Raw genomic sequence first — 17,887 nt, 5'->3', positions numbered from 1 at the left:
TATTATTTAGCTACGTGTTGTTGTATTAAATCGTGAGCTCTATCTCGTTCCTCCTGATCAATCAAGTAATAGTACACTCCGTCGATTTTCGTACCCTTTCCTTCAAGCTCCACTGTTTCAATATGTTCAAGATCAGATCGGTAATCAAGAATAAGGCTTTTCATCTCATCAAACGTGAAATCGGTTTTTACATTATTACCAATCTCACTAATAATCGTTTGTATGTGTATAATATTTGATACTTGAAGAGTGGTCTTGATGAGACTTTCTAGCACCTGTCTTTGTCTGCTATTCCTCCCCAGATCTCCACGTGGGTCGTCGTAACGCATTCTTGTGTATCCAAGTGCTTCGCTGCCATTCAACTTGATTAAACCTTCGTCATAGTGATGGTCTTGATAGTCAAATGCGAATCGATTATTAACTTCCACACCGCCCATAATATCAACAAGCTGCTTAAAGCCCTCCATGTTTACCTTGATATAATAATCAATTGGTGAATCCAGGAATTTTTCCACAGTGTTTATGGCCATATTAACCCCACCGAAGGCATAAGCATGATTAATTTTATCCACTGTTCCATGACCTACGATTTCAGTCCTTGTATCTCGAGGAATATTAAACATAAGTACTGTTTTTTTAGCAGGGTTAATGCTTAGGACAATAATTGTATCGGTACGGCCTGTGTCTGTGCTCCGCTCATCCACTCCCATCACCATAACTGTAAAAGGATCTTTAGCCTGGATATCAACTTCTTGTCCCCCCCTTGTATCCGTTACAATGTTTACTGGTTTAATTTTTGGATCAAGTGGTTCGTAAATGTTGTCTGCTGTTGATTTTACAGTGTAATATACAAAAGCACTGTAACCAACAATACCTACTATTACTAGAGATAATGCACTTAAAGTTAATTTGAGCCATAGCTTCATTACATATCCCCTTAGATATTTATGAGTAAAAAATTTCTGCTCGGAAATCACGAATACACCTTGTAATTACGTGATTTCCGAGCAGATTCATAGATTTTCAAACAATAAATGTTTAGTTAGCCAATGGAACTGTATCAGATACAATTTTAGTCAGATTTGGGCGTCCAACAGAGTAATACTCAAATGTAGAATTCATGATTTGCTCTGAACTGTACGAATTACGTCCATCAATCAATATAGATTGATTCATGACCCTCGCTAGATCGTTAAGATGAATTGACGAGAATTCAGACCACTCTGTTAAAAGGCATAAAGCATCGCAACCCACAGCTGCCTGCATTGCATTTTCAGCCCATTGAATCATTGATGCATCAGTAATTTCCCGTCTAAAGTTATCCATTGCAATCGGATCATATACCTGAACAGTTGCACCTAACTCAAGTAGCTTATTTATAATCTCAATGGCCGGAGAATCTCTTACGTCATCAGTATTGGGTTTAAAAGCAAGCCCCCAGATTCCAATTCGACTCCCTTGTAAAGATCCTAGGGCTTCGTGCAACTTATCAATAATGTTGAAGCGCTGTTTCGTATTAACTTCTACAACCGATTGTAACAATTTAAAATCATACTCAACACTGTTGGCAATATGGATCAGTGCCTGTGTGTCTTTTGGAAAACAAGATCCGCCATAACCTATTCCAGCTTGTAAGAAAGAAGCACCTATGCGTTTGTCATATCCCATACCTTCAGCAACCCGGGTAACGTCAGCTCCAACCTTTTCACAAATATTAGCGATTTCATTAATAAAAGAAATCTTCGTGGATAAGAAGGCGTTTGATGCATATTTAATCATCTCTGCAGAACGAACATCCGTTAGAATAATATTCGATGTTAAGTCACTATGCAGTGCGGACAACTTCTCATAAGCATCTCTACTAGCAGAACCAATAACAATTCGGTCCGGGTTAAGAGTATCTTGAACCGCCGAGCCTTCTCTTAAAAATTCGGGCACTGAGGCTATAGCAAAAGGAAACTTGCTGTATCTGTTGATAATCTCACCCACCTGCTCGTTAGTTCCTACAGGTACTGTACTTTTGGTAACAATGATTTTGTAACCATTCATTGCAAGTGCAATGTCTTCAGCAGCTTGGTGGATGTATGCCAGATTTGCCTCACCAGTAGGAAGTGGAGGAGTACCAACTGCAATGATAATAATATCTGCTCGCTGCACCGCACTCGTTAAATCTGTTGTGAAGTGCAAACGTCCTGCAAGTTTATTTTTTGCAATAAGTTCTTCTAGCCCTGGCTCGTAGATGGGGACTTCACCTTTGTTCAACATTTCAATTTTGCTTTCCAGTTTATCAACACAAACCACTTCATTCCCAAGTTCCGAAAAACAAACACCCGATACAAGTCCTACGTAACCTGTACCAATCACTGTTAATTTCATATTTCTCATCCTCCATCACCTTTTATTATTTATATAAAATATATGAATCACGTTGTTATATGAAAAGATAAAAGATTTGTAACGAATTCAGAGATAACTTCCACTCCAGACTTCTTCATATCTAGAGGAAGGAAGTTACGCTGACGAGATTTGAGCATTCTATAATAAAATTTAGGGTCCTCCATATCTCTTAGCTCATTCCAAGAGATTGTGACCGTGTTCGTAACCAGCCTGGCAGCATCAATGGTTTTGCGATCCTCTGGCATATTCTCTCTCTCGAGTAATATCAAAGGTTTGTGTGAAACAATCGCTTCACTAACGGTGCTCCATCCAGGTTTTGATAGTACAATGTCTGAGGCAGCAACAAAGTTTTGTGTCTCTGTATAGTCCCTATCAATATTGAAGATATTAGGTCCAGAAATACCCATGTTGGAGGAAACAATAAAAATAAAGTTCTCATTTTTCAGTAATTTCATATTGGGGAGGTCTGTAAGTTCGATACCCATACCCAGTCCAAAAAATACTATCGTTTTATTATGGAAAGGGTCGAGTTGTGCTCGAATACGCTTTTCTTCGATAGGATCTACACTACGGCAGTAAAAATCTACTGAGATTTCACCACATCTTCCCCAAGCAGGCTCAAAATTCCCTCCAGGTAACCTTACAAAGTAATCCATGCAACGATAGCAGCTCTCCAAAAAATGTATGAGTTCAGAGTTAAGCGCTTCTTCATATGCTGTGTACCAAGTAAAATTGGATATACCGACTGAAACTATTTTCAATTGCGATGCAGCCAATAGTGGAGCGGGTGAGATATCGGATAATACCATATCAAATTGTTTGGAAACTAAAAAATCCCTTTCCCCAGAAACCATATCGGAAAAGGAACACTGAAGATATTCATATCCTTCTTGAAGTAAATCTAAAGACAAATCCATACTACCTGCTTCATGAACATATCCCAAGTCAAGAGAAAGTTCTCTGTAATCTATCCGATGATCGCAAGGTAACGAATCTTGAATAAAAGTCAAAGCTTTTCCTGAACAGATTGTTAAGGAACCTATATCATACTTAGGCAGCATCAATTCCCTGATCAGAGCTATACTTCTTGTTGCATGACCAAAACCATAATCAGAAATGTAAAAAATCAAGTTTGGCTTGGATCTCATCCTAGATCTTCACACAATGTTGTTCAATTTCTTCCCAATCGGTATAAAGTTCAACTGAATCGTTCTCCATAATTACAGGCCCGGATTGAACAGCAATAAATTCAACATCAGTTATCGCTTTGAGTCCATGCATGGTCATTGCTGGTATATGCATAACATTACCTGCCTTAATGCTCATTCGGTTACCATTGTGTATAAATTCAGCTGACCCTTTAACAATTGTCCATACTTCCTGACAACTACGATTAAGACAATAACTTAAGTTTTTTCCCGTAAGCACATGCAGTCGTTTGGTCACCACCTGATTACCATCTTCATATTGCTGTATGTCCAGCGTCTTGCACCAACCCCAATGACGTTCTTCATATTTGGGAACATTATTAAAAGTAATGGTATCTTTAATTCTGGGGCTTGCACTTTTATCGGTTACTAAAATCCCGTCTGGGCTCGTTGCTACTACAAGATCCGAGACTCCTAAAACTACAACAGGAATATCCAATTCGTTAATCAAATGAGTATTTGTGCAGTCTTCACTAATAATGCCCTTTCCGATCTGTCCAGATCCCATCTCCTCTGTGAGTGTGTTCCAGGTGCCTAGATCCTTCCAATACCCCTCATATGGGACCACAATTATTTCACGTTCCTTCTCCAGTATCTCGTAATCAAAACTGATTTTAGGCAAGTTACCATATTGTTTGAGAAGTTCATCATATTGAATTGGCAGGCCGTTTTTTTGCAAATGATTGATAATATAGTCTAGTTTAAAAGCGAATACACCACAGTTCCAAAGTGCCCCATTGTTGATTAATAGATCTGCCTCATCCTCTGTAGGTTTTTCCTGGAAACTTAGAACCTGCATCATATTCAATCCGCTTAGAGGTTGATTGGCTGTTTCAGGAATGATATAGCCATATTTGGATGATGGATATGTAGGCTTCACACCAATAAGCCCAATATAAGCACCCGAAGAATTAATTGCCTCCTCCAACTGCTTTACTACTTCAAAGAAATGGTCCTCGACATAAGGATCAACAGGAAGAATAGCTACTACTTCATTGAGCCCTACACTCTGTACGGAATATAGGTAGGTTGCTGCAAGAGCAATAGCCGGAAATGTATCCCTTCGCTCTGGTTCCACTATCAAAGGTATATCTGTACCTACCTGGGTCTGCATCATTTCTATTTGGGATTTGCCTGTTGCAATATAGCTGTCAGCACCCAAACCATTTAATTCAAGTTGATGCCACACACGTTGGACCATTGACACCATTTGCATGTCATCATTTTGAAGTACGCGCAAAAACTGTTTTGAGCGTGAATCATTGGATAATGGCCAAAGCCGTTTACCAGATCCACCTGACAACAGCACAACCTTCATTTGCCATTCCCCCTTAGGTTTTATAACTTTGCAGTCTATTCAGATGCAGCATATTCTCTCTTCTCAACCATCCTGTGGTCCGTTGCTTTCGATGCAAGTCTGCTAAGTAACACCCTGTATTTCTCCATAGATACATCTCTTTTAAGATGTTTCTCTAGGTAAACCCTTCCTTCCATCCCCATACTTTTAAGAACTTCACGATTTAACATGTACAGATCTTTCACATGCTTTACAAACATGTCATAGCTCTGTGGTTCCGTTAATCGCCCACACTTGCTCTCCCCTATAATTCGGTAAGCCTCACTTCCTTGCTCTAGTACTCCCAAAACAGGTTTCCCCGCAGCCATTACACCATAAATTTTGCTGGGGACAGAAACACCCTTAATCCCTTTTTGGTTGACCACCAGATGAACATCTGCCGCGTTTAGGGAATACCTCAGGTTTTCCTTGGGCTGAAAAGGAAGAAAATAAACTTGAGCAATGCCATGCTGTTCAACATAATCTTGCATTTGTCGCTTTACAGCACCCTCGCCTATAAATACAAAGGCAAGATCCCGATAGCCGGCAAATCTTCCTGTCATTTTAATCAAATTCTCCAAATCGTAATACAGTCCAAGATTTCCTGAATACATAATTATGAATTTACCTTCCAGATCATGTTCTTTCAAAAATGCCTCAACCTTTGGGTGGTCTTTGGGAAGTGGTATGATCTCTTGTTCGTCTGTCCAGTTATGAATCACTGAATTATCAGTTACTTTTCTGTAATGAAATCTACGTTTCAACGTTTCTCTCATATCTTCACCGACTGTCACTACATGATCTGCTAACTTACAACTGAGCGTATCAATCCATCTAGCTGTATTCGCTATCCATCTCTTTTTACTATATCCGACTGCTTCTGCTTGTTCAGGATTGAAGTCTTGTATATTGTAGATGTGCTTGGTCTTTTTTAATATTTTCCCTATTGTCCCAATGACACCACCTAATACAGGTGGCTGGGAGATCGTATATATGAGATCCACGTTTTTTTGTTTGAGTAATGCGATAGTAGCCCAGATGAAATAAGCCGAAATATACTTAATCCTGCTTATTTTATCCTCTTTATTTACTTCGGGAAGATTGATTCTTATAATTTTGATTTGCTCTAAATGATCTAAGACGAAACGCCCTTGCTTTTCCAGAGCCCCCCCAGTATTCCCTTGTGCAGCAATTACTGTGATATCAAAATCATTTTGAAGGTATAAACATAACTCCGTCATAATCTGTCCTGTTGAAACTACATCTGGGTAAAAGTAATTGATGACAAATACTATTTTTGGCTTCATCTTATCTGATCATCTCACTTTCCAACCGATCAAACGGTATCGTAGTTACCCCCAAATGTTGAGAGAAACGTTGCTTTATAAACACTGCAGGATAGCCTGCATGTATTTCATTGGCGGGAATATCCTTTATTACAGTGCTTCTTGCACCTGCAATGGCCATTTCATTTATCGTTACACCAGGGTAAACAAAAACATCACTTGCAATCCAAGCGCCGTCTTTGATTACAATTGGTTTCGTAATTAAACCAAACGCGGGGTCATTCAACTGGTGACTTCCAGTACAAAGATACGTATTCTGTGAAACCACACAGTGATTTCCTACTGTGACACTATCCAAACTATAGAACTCCACATTATCTCCAATCCAACTGTGATCTCCAATCTTCACTTTCCACGGGTAAGTAAACTTGGCAGACGATCTGATCTTGACTCCCTTCCCGAGTTTAGCTCCGAACAGAGTTAATAACCATTTGCGCCATCCATACATCTGATGAAGAGAAAAGCGAAATATAGAACCCTGCACTAGCCACCATAACAATACAATGACTCCATTTCTTCCGCGCGAATATCCCGTCTGATCATATAAATCCAGTCTAATTTTATTTTCCATGTCAATTTCCTCACAATGCAGCTTTTTTGATTGCTGTTTCAACCGAGCGTGCATAAGAGTTTGGATGTAATTTGCGCCATAAACTAAGATCCTGGGACCGTTGAGACTGGATGTAGTCCTTATGATTCATCACCCACTGAAATGCCTCAGTCATGTTACGCTGATCCAACGGATCTATCACCAAACCATTTTGTTTATCAACGATAATGTCCTTTGTGGCACCAGCATACTTGGATGCTAACACAAAAGTATTTGTTGCTAACGCTTCATTAACAACAAGCCCCCATACCTCAATTAGTGAAGGGAAAATCAGACAATCGGCCTGTGCCAAATAGGAGCCAAGTTGATCCTTTTGCTTATAACCTTCAAATAAAACACGTTCCGATAACCCATACTCTTCCACTTTCTTCCGCAGAATGGCTTCGTCCGTTCCGCTTCCTACAATTTTAAACACCCAGTTCTCGGAATCCACTTCACGTAAGGCCTCTAATACTTGAAGCAATCCTTTGCGTTCGATTAACTGCCCGATATATAGGAATTGCATTTTGCCAGCATTCCCGATCAGTTCATTTTTGCTGTTTTTGTAATATTGTCGGTAATACTTTACATCCACTGTGTTATAACCAATTACAATTTTTTCCGGATCCACCCCATAATGTTCCATGCACTTTGCGGATTCAGTTCCGTACGATACAAATGCATCAGCTTTGCCAAAAAAGAATCGCCTAATCGCGTTAAATATTTTATTTTGGACTCTGCTGCTGTGAAGCGTGCTGCCATACCAAACAACAAATTTTTTTCGAAAAAGCTTTGCATATACCATACCAGTCCAATATCCAGGTGCTTCATACCCCGTTGTCATAACTACGTCAGGATTAAACCGAATCAATCTCCAAAATAACCCTGGATTCAGATGCACTCCCATATCAAGTTTTTGCAAAAAAATATGGAACCCGCGCAATTGTTCATAGGCGAATTCCATTTCGGAGTAATCTATATTCCATTCTCGGTTTGACTCCTTTTCCTGCAGAAACCATACAGTTAAATCAACGGAAGCACTCTGATTAACTTTGTTATAAACAGGAATTCGATAAGGTGCTATCTGATTAGTAATCAATAACGTCCTAAGCATGTATTCTCTCCTCTTAAAGAGTAGTTGTCCTCAACGCTTTCTCTGAGCTGATCAGCATTTTTATATCATTCTTGGGCTGAGCATAAAGAGAACCGTGCACCATAATAAGTGTTCCGAGACCCATATACAGATATTTCTGATCCACATAAGTCCAACTAACCATCAAACTTATAAATGACATTATCACAAGGGATAGCGAGAGTGAGTAATTAATGTCCACAGACTTGTTAAGCAAGAAGCCAACATAGGATTTGCACACCATTAATAAAACAATAATTAACATGAACCCTAGCAGTATCCCGTTTTCGGCAACAACTTCCAAAAACAGATTATGAGGATACTCCCTAAGTGTACCCATCCCTGCACCTGTTAGAGGCTTCTCATAAAAAATCCTTTCAGCCTGATCATACAGATTCAACCGCACAGCCGAAGACTCTGATTCAGCAGTATTCGTGATGCGATCCGTTAAAAATTCCGTATATTTTTGTACCACACTCAGATTGAGCAGCGCAATAAGGATTCCGCCAAGTATAAGAACTAGCTTAAGATTGACCTTCTTAAGTCCCCTTACCATGAGAAACAAAGTGACTGCAATGGACAGGATAGGGCCTTTGGACGCACCAATAATTAAAATTGTTGCGCTTGTTAGTATTAAGATCAATGTTGCTGAGAACTTCATTTTTTTGGCTGAGAACAGCAAGATCACAATCAACAGCGTCGTAGCACCCAACATGGCTGTTGCAATAGGATGTACCCCGTGGTATTTGTACCTACCTACAGGAAATTTATTAGCTGCAAAATCAATAAGTATAAGCATTTGAACCACAAAACTGTTGAAAACAAAATATCTGTAGAATTTCGTAATATCATCTTTGTTTTTTATAAAAGACCGAAGTATATATATCATGCCAATTCCCATGACAGTGAACTTCATAAACTTTACTAATCCCGCCATCGGTTCAGGAGTGTATAGAAGGCTAAAACTCATAACTAAAAGAACCAGATAAACGATTGCATCATATTTCATAAGATTTAACTTCTCTTTTTTTATCAACATATTATAAACAACCATTACGTACAGAATCACATATATTAAAAGTGTGATATCTAATATTCCGCCACCTTCGCCTTTTTTGTAGAAAAAACCTAGAGGAGCCATAGTGGCAACAAAGAGCTGTAAATTGATGTTTCTTAAGTAAGTGGGCATGCAAAATTCCCCTTTTGTTCAGTGTCTTTCATTGAACCAAGGATGGCTTATCATTTGGCAACATCATCGTATATCATTTTGTTTTTTCTTATTTGTATATTCTTGCGAATACGTACTAACCAAGGCGTAGGAAGAGCCATAATGATCCACTTCTTGACTTGATTTTTGAAGGTCCTACCTTGAGGGACGAAATCATGCCATTCTGTCAACTTAAGATAACTGTAGTACTCTTCTTTATACGGATGTATGTTCGTATACTGCCAGGGCTTCGATGAAGTTGTGTAATGAATAATTGCTGGATTCTTTATTGCCTCCTCCCATTCTTCTTGAATGAAAGATGATTCATCCAACTTCATACTAAAGAATTTGGTTTGTTGGTTCCACTTGGGAGCAATCGGTAACCATTTATCGTAAAGTACAGAGTTAAATCCATCTTGGTCATGCAGTGCTGTTCTATGAGAGTTACTCAAAAGAAACTCCATGACTTTTTCCGAGATATTGTTTTCTCTCCAAGTTTTAAGATTTAGCAGCATTACACCCGAATTAAATGTTCGGGAACCTTCTGGGATACCAAGTTGATCGTATCGGTCAAATTCAGGGTTCTCCACGGCAGCAAGATAGAAATCAGATATATCGATGTTCCAAAGATTAGAAATGTCTTCTTTTATCACAAGATCACAATCCAGGAAAATAACCTTATCCTCCGGAATAAGTTCAGGTATGGAAATTTTATAATATGCTGCATGACTCATGTGATTTTTGACAGACAAGTGCGCAAATTTTTTGGCGTCGATATCCAAAAAAATGCATTCTGATTGGTATTTCTCAAAAATCCGTTTCAGCTTCTTATGATTTTCCGGCTTGAGTCCGTTGCTGATCAGGTAAGTTTTTAACAGTTGATTTGATTTTTTATTCTCAAACAATGAAGTCAGTGTGACCCCCAGATGTTGAGCGTAATTATCATCTGTAACAATGACAGCGGTCATGTTATCCAATATCATCACTCCACTTCAGCTTGTTCCATTTATCCTAGCCATTCATTTTTTGCCTTAGTTTTCTTACTGTCGCCACGCTCAACAGTTCATTACGATAAGTCCTATTGAAAAGTAAGGACATAAACCAGAACGCTACACCCAGTGATAGCCCAACAAAGATATTACTTATATCCAATCCAAATTTTAATAATACAAGCATGACGAGCATAATAAATGAAGCAGCAATGTTGGGAAGGTATTGTATTTTAGGCATAGTGTAATTGAATACCTTCTTCAAGTAGTGCCTACATATCATAAAATCAATAATTGCACAAAGGGATGTTGATATTGCAGCACCTTCAATTCCGACCAAAGGTACCAGAGCGAGGTTGAAAACAATATTAGCAATGCCTGAGTAAGTAGAAGCAATAAAAGACAATCTGGCATGATCCATGGCAACCAGTACCTTACTATAAAGTTCCTGTATTGAGCGGAATATCGCACACACTGCCAATATGGCAAGCACCCACTTGCCTTCGGCAAATGTACTGTTAAATAATCTCATGATATCTTCAGAGTAGATCAAACTACCAAAGAATACGGGAATAGGAAATAACAAATACATATATACCTTTTTGTTCAAATAATTTTTCAATTGACCTAGTTTATTATTCGCTGCCCATTCACTGAAGTAAGGAAAATACGCGGTTGCCAATGTCTTATTAACAATTAATATTCCGCTGGCAATCTGCCAAGCTAATTGATAAATTCCCACTAACTCTTTGGTAAGGAAGAAACCAATCATCCACACATCAATCCAGCTAAACGTTAAAGTGCGTACTTCCATAACAGCATTGTATTTGGTGAGAGAGTACAATTGACCAAATGCGTGCTTGGAAGGTCGTTCAAGCTTCACCTTTTTAAGAGCTATTAACGAATAAATGGATGCGACCGTTTCTCCCACAATAATTGCCGTAAATAATACACGAATATCTCCAATCCATATCAGAACGATCATTGAGAATACACGTGGCACAACTTCTTTAATAAACATGATCCTTGAATATGCAACAATATTTTTTTGGGCTTTAATCAAAATTGAAAGTAAATTACCAAAATTAGCAATGACGATGCACAACATCAAGTAATATGCGGCATTCTCTACACCAATATAACTGTTCAGAAACGATCGAAATATAAATGTTGTCAATAACGAAATGATTAACAAACCCGCATTTATTAATATTGTGACTGTGATGATTTGACCTTCATCCTTGCGAATTTCACTAATTCTCTTCTCCATAGCGTAGAATAGTCCCAATTTGCAAGTGAATTGTCCAATACCATAGATAGAGAAAAACAATGTGTAGATACCTAAAAAATGTGCCCCATAATATTTAGCGATATAGAATGAAAATAAAATAGCTACTATTTTAATGGAGACATTACTTCCAAATAAGTGTAGTACACCTTTGCCCATAAGCGCCTATATGCTAACCATCTCTTTATATTGGGACAATCGCTTCATATCAGCATCTACCATCATATGAACAAGCTGCTCGAAATCTACTTCCAGGTCCCAGCCGAGTACTTGCTTTGCTTTTGAACAATCACCCAGTAAGAGATCAACCTCAGCCGGTCTAACAAATTTCTCGTCGAGAACAACATAGTTCTTCCAATCTAAACCTACATATTCAAAAGCCACCTTAACCAGTTCCTCAACGGTATGTGTCTCTCCAGTCGAGATAACGAAGTCATCGGGCTGATCCTGCTGTAACATTAACCACATCGCCTTAACGTAGTCTCCTGCAAAACCCCAGTCACGCTTCGCGTCCAGATTGCCCAACCTTAATTCTGCAGCTAATCCTAGCTTAATACGCGCTACTCCATCTGTTACTTTCCTAGTAACAAACTCAATACCCCGACGAGGAGATTCATGATTAAACAATATCCCAGAACATGCGAACATATCATAACTTTCACGATAGTTAACGGTAATCCAATGCCCGTAAACTTTGGCTACGCCATAGGGACTACGAGGGTAAAATGGGGTTGTTTCCTTCTGCGGAGTCTCAACGACACGACCAAACATCTCACTACTTGAAGCCTGATAGAACTTAGCGGATGGTTTAACTAAACGTACTGCCTCAAGCATGTTGGTTACCGATAGAGCAGTAATCTGTCCCGTAGCCAACGGCTGTGGCCAAGATGCCGCAACAAAGGACTGTGCAGCCAGGTTATAGACCTCATCAGGGTCACTCAACCGAACGGCTTCAATTAAAGAGGCCAGGTCAGTCAGATCGCCAGACACCCACTCAATCTGATCCTTTATATGCTCTACATTCTCAAAGTTCGGTGTACTTGTTCTTCTGCGCATCCCATATACTTTGTAACCTTTGCTTAGTAACAGCTCGGCAAGATAGGATCCATCCTGACCTGTAACCCCGGTAATTAAAGCTTTTTTCATCTAGAACTCCTCCACCCGTTTTAATAGTTTTATCTTTTTACAAGCGAGTCACTAACATATGCGTCGTAAATGGAACGAATACCCTCTTCTAAATCAACACGAGCGGACCAACCCAATCTATTGATTTTAGTCACATCGACCAGTTTTCGCGGTGTGCCGTCTGGTTTTGATGTATCGAATACAATTTCCCCCTCGTAACCAACAATAGAGCGAATTAACAGGGCCAGATCTTTAATCGATATATCCTTACCTACGCCAACATTAATGATTTCACTTTCTTCGTACTGATTCATTAAAAAGATGCAGGCATCTGCCAAATCATCCGCATGAAGAAATTCACGTAAAGGAGATCCGCTCCCCCAAACCTCAACTGTAGGTAAGGAATGGATTTTCGCCTCATGAAATTTCCGCAGTAAGGCGGGTAACACATGGGAAGTATTCAAGTCGAAATTGTCATTAGGGCCATACATATTCGTTGGCATCACAGAAATGAATCGTGTACCGTACTGCCGATTATAGGATTGGCACATTGTGATTCCGGCTATCTTTGCAACAGCGTAAGCTTTATTGGTTGGTTCAAGTTCTCCTGTTAGCAAGTATTCTTCCTTTAAAGGCTGAGGGGCCATCTTTGGATAAATACACGTAGATCCAAGAAAAAGTAATTTCTCAGCGCCATAACGATAAGAAGCATCAATTACATTTGTTTGAATTAGCAGGTTATCTCTAATAAAGTCAGCCGGGTAATCATTATTTGCAACTATTCCGCCAACTTTGGCAGCTGCTAAAAAAACAAAATCAGGCTGTTCTGATGCAAAAAACTCATCAACAGCCTGATGATCACGCAAATCCAACTCCGAACTTGTACGCGTTAATATGGCTGTATAGCCATGTTCACGCAGTGCACGTTCGATTGCAGAACCGACAAGTCCTCTATGACCAGCAATATATATTTTTTTATGCTTCTCCATAAAATTACCTCTCATTCGAATTGTGTTTCGAGCAAACTTTCTCGATAGTTTTCTATCGTAAGCCTAAGTCCATGATCCAAATTAATCTCCGGCTCCCACCCAAGCAATTCTTTCGCCTTATCAATTACGGGTCGCCTTACTTTGGGGTCATCTTCAGGTAGTGGGGAGAATGTTATGTTACTGTTGGATTGAGTTAAATCTTTAATCAGGTGTGCTAGTTCCAGAATGGTATATTCTTTAGGATTTCCAATATTCACAATCTGGCCATTAGCTTTTTCTGAAGCCATAAGCAACTGCAGCCCTCTAATATTGTCATCGACATAACAAAAGGAACGCGTTTGAGAACCATCTCCATAAACTGTAATATCTTCTCCAGTCAGTGCCTGTGTAACAAAGTTGGAAATGACTCTTCCATCATCATTACGTAGGCCCGCAGAATATGTGTTGAATATGCGTGCGACCTTAACTTTAACTTGTTGTTTAGTGAAGTATTCGTAACATATCACTTCTCCTAGACGTTTGGCTTCATCATAACAAGCTCTCGGTCCCCAAGTATTTACGCTTCCCTTGTAGGTTTCAGGCTGGGGGTGTACTTCAGGATCACCATATGCCTCACTCGTACTAGCATATACGATTTTAGCTCCCTTTTTACGAGCAAGTTCCAATAAATTATAAGTACCTTGCGTGTTTACCCAAATCGTTCCAAAAGCATCTGCCTGATAAAATTTTGGTGAAGCTGGCGACGCAAGATGATACACCTCATCCACAGTTTGCTGGTCCAAGATTTCTAATGAACTAGCCTGAGTTACATCGTCTTTATAGAATTGAAAAAGAGGATTGTTTATTACCTCCCTCAAATTCTGAGAAACACCCGTAGATAAATTATCTATACCTGTTACCCGATGTCCTTGTTGAATGAGCGATTTAACCAAATGCGAGCCAAGAAAACCGGCTGCTCCTGTAACTACAATATGTTTCAATGAAATCACACTCCAAATGGATTTGAGGCTAGCTAAAATGTATTGCTTTTCACCATCACGGCAACTGTTTTAAATAAAATTTTAATATCCATTAGGATTGAGACGTTTGAAATATAGTGAAAATCATACTGTAAATTGTGATGTATAGGATCCTTTCTCACATCGCTAACTTGCCACAATCCAGTGATTCCTGGCTTAACCAAAAATCTTCTTCTTTCCAGGTCAGTATAACTCTCTTCTACAATCCTTTTTTGTTCAGGTCTTGGGCCCACGAAGCTCATATCACCTTTGATGATGTTAAGGAGCTGTGGTAATTCGTCCAAGCTTGTTTTACGCAAAATTCGACCTAATCTTGTAACTCGAGGGTCATTGTTCGTAGTTGGTGAGACACTGTACTTTGGCGCATCTACACGCATTGTTCTGAATTTGTAGATACAAAACTTGACTCCATCTTTCCCATAACGTTCTTGCTTAAATATGATAGGACCTTTAGAATCAAGTTTAATTAATAGTGCAACAATTATCATGACTGGTGAAGTAACCAGAAGTAACAGAGCAGCTACAAAATAATCGATAAATGGTTTTATAAATCCTGAGTAGCTGCTGACTTGTGGCGTATACGTATCCTCAACTAGAACAGCCGGTCCCTCTTGGACTACAGCTTCATTGGTTCTGACGTATTCCGGCCCCGAAAGATTCACTGGCTATCCCCTCCTGCAACAAGCACTTGGTTCATTCTTTCCCGCATCAAGATTTCCTCAATTGCTGTTAATACTGGCGTACGCAGTTCTGCATTTTTCAAAGCAAAATCTAGAGTAGTCAGAATGTATCCAAGTTTCTCACCTACATCAAATCGTTCTCCCTCAAAATCATATGCATAGATTCCTTCATCACAGTTCAGCATTTGTAAAGCATCCGTCAGTTGTATTTCTCCACCAGCCCCCACACTTTGCTCTTCCAAGTACTCAAATACTTTTGGAGTCAAAATATAACGACCCATGATTGCCAAATTGGAAGGTGCTGAACCGAGTGGTGGTTTCTCCACTAAACTGTTCACGGAAGAAAAGCGACCTTCGGTATGCAATGGATCAATAATGCCATACCGATAGGTTTCGCTTGGACTTACGGTCTTTACACCAAGTACCGACTGATTCACCGCTTCATATTGATCGATTAGCTGCTTGGTGCACGGAACATCCGACACAACAATATCGTCACCAAGCAATACAGCAAATGGCTCGTTGCCTATAAAGTTACGTGCACACCAAACCGCGTGCCCTAAGCCGAGCGCTTCCTTCTGCCTTATGTAATGAATATCAACGTTGGAAGATTTACGAACCTCCTCAAGTAAGCCAAGCTTCCCTTTTTCCATGAGATTATGTTCCAATTCAAACGCACTATCGAAATGATCCTCAATTGCACGCTTCCCTTTGCCAGTGACGATAATAATATCCTCAATACCGGAAGCTACTGCTTCCTCCACAATGTATTGAATAGTCGGTTTGTCTACGATAGGGAGCATCTCTTTTGGCATTGCTTTTGTAGCGGGTAAAAATCGGGTCCCCAAACCTGCTGCGGGAATGATTGCTTTCCTCACTCTAGTCATAAATACCACCCTATCCTTAATATTTTTTATGGTTTAAAAGTATGAGTTGAACCACTTAAATCCATGAAACCTTGAAATAAATCGATGCAATTCTTACTTTCAATTTCATAAAGGGGCATTCAACCCAACCTCACGTCACACCCTTGACGATCAACGTCTAAGGTACACTACCCACAGTGTGACCGAGTGCCTACCTTGATAAAGGTATAGTAGACATGACCTCCAGACTGGCATCTGAAAATTGTTAACTTTCTTCGTAATGAGCAGCTATAATTTTAGATAACTGGAAGTTATTTAGAACTGCTCCTAAGATTCGTGCATTCACATGTTCAAGATGGGCTTTAGCTTTCTTAACCACATCCTTTTTCACTTTTCCTGAGTTCACAACCAGAATAACACCATCACATAAGGAACTTATGATTAAGGCATCGGTAACGGACAAAACAGGTGGTGTATCAAATAAAATTACGTCATATTGTTCCTTTAACTCCTCTAATAACAAAGTCATTTTACGAGAACCGATCATTTCAGAAGGATTGGGAGGGATAGCACCGGAAGTTAGCACATGCAATCCTTCTATAAAGGTTTCCCTCAGCACTTCACTCACAGAGTACTGATTGGACAACACGCTTGTAAGACCTACATGATTTGGAACGTTAAACATACGATGTACAGCTGGCTTACGCAGGTCAGTATCCATGAGTAGAACTTTTTTCCCCTCTTGAGCGTAAGTTACTGCCAAATTGCCAATTGTAGTGGTCTTTCCTTCTCCAGAAACAGCGGAAGCAATCATAATGGTTTGGATTTGACTATCAATTGATGAGAATTGGATGTTAGTTCTTAGCTTGCGATAAGATTCAGAGTTTGGTGATTTGGGATTTACCATTGTGACTAGATTCATCTTCTCATTGGTTAACCGTGGCATATTGATTGTCACCTACCTGTTGTTGGGATATTGTTGTTTGTTTGGAGGAGCGGGCGTCTTCTTTTTTCAACTTGGATATTACAGCTAAGGCCGGTATTCCAAGTTCTTTTTCGATCTCGTCTTCTGTTTTGAGAGTGTCATCTAAATACTCCAATAAGAAAACAAATCCGATTGACAAGAGTAAACCTACAATTAAACTAATTAACACGTTCATCATCGGGTTATAATTAACTGGTTTTGTATTTTCATTAGGGTTGGCTTCACTAAGAATGGTGATATTGTCTACTTTCATTATTACGGGGATTTGTGATTTGAATATTTTAGATACAGCATTGACCGTTTTAGCTGCTTTTTCAGGAGATACACCAATTGCGGTTAGATTCATGACTTGAGACTCATTGGCTGTTGTTACTTTTAATCTTTCGCCTAGTTCTTTACCCGTTAGCCCCAAGTCAGGATAAGTAGCAGCTACTTTGTCGAGGATTGCTGAAGACTTAATGATTTCCATGTATGAATTGATTACTTTGATATTAGTTTGAATAGAAGCATAATCAAGATTAGGGACACCTTGGGCATTATATGCTTGGTTGACAATCATTTTGGAACTAGCCTCATAGACAGGTACGGTAAAAAAATAATTTTTGACACCTGCACCAATGCAAGCAACTGCAACAAAGGCTACGATGATCCAAATTCGCTTGCGTAAAATTTGCATGTACTCTTTCAGTTCCACCTTGTATTCCTCCCATTCAATTCGGCGATTATGATGA

Annotated in this window: 17 protein-coding genes; all 17 read right to left on the bottom strand. The window is 39.4% G+C overall.

Going from position 1 to position 17,887, the window contains the following annotated elements; all coding sequences use genetic code 11:
* Positions 1-2: 2 nt before the first annotated feature.
* Positions 3-926 (bottom strand): LCP family glycopolymer transferase, encoded by a 924-nt coding sequence (locus CHI14_RS13770; protein WP_095288999.1) that lies wholly within the window; start codon positions 924-926, stop codon positions 3-5.
* Positions 927-1,038: 112 nt separating this feature from the next.
* Positions 1,039-2,376, bottom strand: a complete 1,338-nt coding sequence (locus tag CHI14_RS13765; protein WP_095288998.1) for a UDP-glucose dehydrogenase family protein — start codon at positions 2,374-2,376, stop codon at positions 1,039-1,041.
* A 47-nt stretch (positions 2,377-2,423) separates the two neighbouring features.
* Complete coding sequence (locus tag CHI14_RS30030) at positions 2,424-3,545, bottom strand: hypothetical protein (protein WP_095288997.1); 1,122 nt, start codon at positions 3,543-3,545, stop codon at positions 2,424-2,426.
* Between the two features lies 1 nt (position 3,546).
* Positions 3,547-4,923, bottom strand: coding sequence for a sugar phosphate nucleotidyltransferase (locus CHI14_RS13755; RefSeq protein ID WP_095288996.1), 1,377 nt, complete (start codon positions 4,921-4,923; stop codon positions 3,547-3,549).
* 35 nt (positions 4,924-4,958) lie between these two features.
* A complete protein-coding gene (locus CHI14_RS13750; RefSeq protein ID WP_095288995.1) occupies positions 4,959-6,248 on the bottom strand; it encodes a glycosyltransferase family 4 protein in 1,290 nt (429 codons plus the stop codon).
* A 1-nt stretch (position 6,249) separates the two neighbouring features.
* Positions 6,250-6,858, bottom strand: coding sequence for a putative colanic acid biosynthesis acetyltransferase (locus CHI14_RS13745; RefSeq protein ID WP_095288994.1), 609 nt, complete (start codon positions 6,856-6,858; stop codon positions 6,250-6,252).
* A gap of 10 nt (positions 6,859-6,868) precedes the next feature.
* Positions 6,869-7,975, bottom strand: a complete 1,107-nt coding sequence (locus tag CHI14_RS13740; protein WP_170948127.1) for a glycosyltransferase family 4 protein — start codon at positions 7,973-7,975, stop codon at positions 6,869-6,871.
* A 28-nt stretch (positions 7,976-8,003) separates the two neighbouring features.
* Positions 8,004-9,197, bottom strand: a complete 1,194-nt coding sequence (locus CHI14_RS13735) for an O-antigen ligase family protein (protein ID WP_095288992.1) — start codon at positions 9,195-9,197, stop codon at positions 8,004-8,006.
* A 50-nt stretch (positions 9,198-9,247) separates the two neighbouring features.
* Positions 9,248-10,183, bottom strand: coding sequence for a glycosyltransferase family 8 protein (locus CHI14_RS13730; RefSeq protein WP_170948126.1), 936 nt, complete (start codon positions 10,181-10,183; stop codon positions 9,248-9,250).
* A gap of 43 nt (positions 10,184-10,226) precedes the next feature.
* Entirely contained in the window at positions 10,227-11,651 is a 1,425-nt protein-coding gene (locus CHI14_RS13725) for an oligosaccharide flippase family protein (protein WP_095288990.1), read from the bottom strand.
* A 6-nt stretch (positions 11,652-11,657) separates the two neighbouring features.
* Positions 11,658-12,638, bottom strand: a complete 981-nt coding sequence (gene gmd, locus CHI14_RS13720) for a GDP-mannose 4,6-dehydratase (protein ID WP_095288989.1) — start codon at positions 12,636-12,638, stop codon at positions 11,658-11,660.
* Between the two features lie 29 nt (positions 12,639-12,667).
* Entirely contained in the window at positions 12,668-13,606 is a 939-nt protein-coding gene (locus CHI14_RS13715; RefSeq protein ID WP_095288988.1) for a GDP-L-fucose synthase family protein, read from the bottom strand.
* An 11-nt stretch (positions 13,607-13,617) separates the two neighbouring features.
* A complete protein-coding gene (locus tag CHI14_RS13710) occupies positions 13,618-14,586 on the bottom strand; it encodes a UDP-glucuronic acid decarboxylase family protein (protein ID WP_095288987.1) in 969 nt (322 codons plus the stop codon).
* Between the two features lie 32 nt (positions 14,587-14,618).
* Entirely contained in the window at positions 14,619-15,287 is a 669-nt protein-coding gene (locus CHI14_RS13705; RefSeq protein WP_095288986.1) for a sugar transferase, read from the bottom strand.
* The gene (galU, locus tag CHI14_RS13700) at positions 15,284-16,192 is read right to left on the bottom strand and encodes a UTP--glucose-1-phosphate uridylyltransferase GalU (RefSeq protein WP_095288985.1); all 909 of its coding nucleotides are present in this window, start codon (positions 16,190-16,192) and stop codon (positions 15,284-15,286) included. The genes CHI14_RS13705 and galU overlap by 4 nt, the downstream gene beginning before the upstream one ends.
* A gap of 244 nt (positions 16,193-16,436) precedes the next feature.
* Positions 16,437-17,117, bottom strand: a complete 681-nt coding sequence (locus CHI14_RS13695; protein WP_095288984.1) for a CpsD/CapB family tyrosine-protein kinase — start codon at positions 17,115-17,117, stop codon at positions 16,437-16,439.
* Positions 17,098-17,850 (bottom strand): YveK family protein, encoded by a 753-nt coding sequence (locus CHI14_RS13690; protein WP_095288983.1) that lies wholly within the window; start codon positions 17,848-17,850, stop codon positions 17,098-17,100. Before CHI14_RS13690 ends, CHI14_RS13695 begins: the two co-directional genes overlap by 20 nt.
* Positions 17,851-17,887: the final 37 nt, after the last annotated feature.

This window comes from Paenibacillus sp. 7516 (genome assembly GCF_002272715.1).
In the GTDB taxonomy this organism is placed as follows: Bacteria; Bacillota; Bacilli; order Paenibacillales; family Paenibacillaceae; genus Paenibacillus; species Paenibacillus illinoisensis_A.
The sequence above is the reverse complement of the archived record's forward strand: the minus strand, read 5'-3'. Positions and strand labels throughout refer to the sequence as shown.

Coding starts and splice junctions, on each gene's coding strand:
- CHI14_RS13770 (WP_095288999.1), bottom strand. CDS start 926: ATGAAGCTATGGCTCAAATTAACTTTAAGTGCATTATCTCTAGTAATA.
- CHI14_RS13765 (WP_095288998.1), bottom strand. CDS start 2,376: ATGAAATTAACAGTGATTGGTACAGGTTACGTAGGACTTGTATCGGGT.
- CHI14_RS30030 (WP_095288997.1), bottom strand. CDS start 3,545: ATGAGATCCAAGCCAAACTTGATTTTTTACATTTCTGATTATGGTTTT.
- CHI14_RS13755 (WP_095288996.1), bottom strand. CDS start 4,923: ATGAAGGTTGTGCTGTTGTCAGGTGGATCTGGTAAACGGCTTTGGCCA.
- CHI14_RS13750 (WP_095288995.1), bottom strand. CDS start 6,248: ATGAAGCCAAAAATAGTATTTGTCATCAATTACTTTTACCCAGATGTA.
- CHI14_RS13745 (WP_095288994.1), bottom strand. CDS start 6,858: ATGGAAAATAAAATTAGACTGGATTTATATGATCAGACGGGATATTCG.
- CHI14_RS13735 (WP_095288992.1), bottom strand. CDS start 9,197: ATGCCCACTTACTTAAGAAACATCAATTTACAGCTCTTTGTTGCCACT.
- CHI14_RS13730 (WP_170948126.1), bottom strand. CDS start 10,183: ATGACCGCTGTCATTGTTACAGATGATAATTACGCTCAACATCTGGGG.
- CHI14_RS13725 (WP_095288990.1), bottom strand. CDS start 11,651: ATGGGCAAAGGTGTACTACACTTATTTGGAAGTAATGTCTCCATTAAA.
- gmd (WP_095288989.1), bottom strand. CDS start 12,638: ATGAAAAAAGCTTTAATTACCGGGGTTACAGGTCAGGATGGATCCTAT.
- CHI14_RS13715 (WP_095288988.1), bottom strand. CDS start 13,606: ATGGAGAAGCATAAAAAAATATATATTGCTGGTCATAGAGGACTTGTC.
- galU (WP_095288985.1), bottom strand. CDS start 16,192: ATGACTAGAGTGAGGAAAGCAATCATTCCCGCAGCAGGTTTGGGGACC.
- CHI14_RS13695 (WP_095288984.1), bottom strand. CDS start 17,117: ATGCCACGGTTAACCAATGAGAAGATGAATCTAGTCACAATGGTAAAT.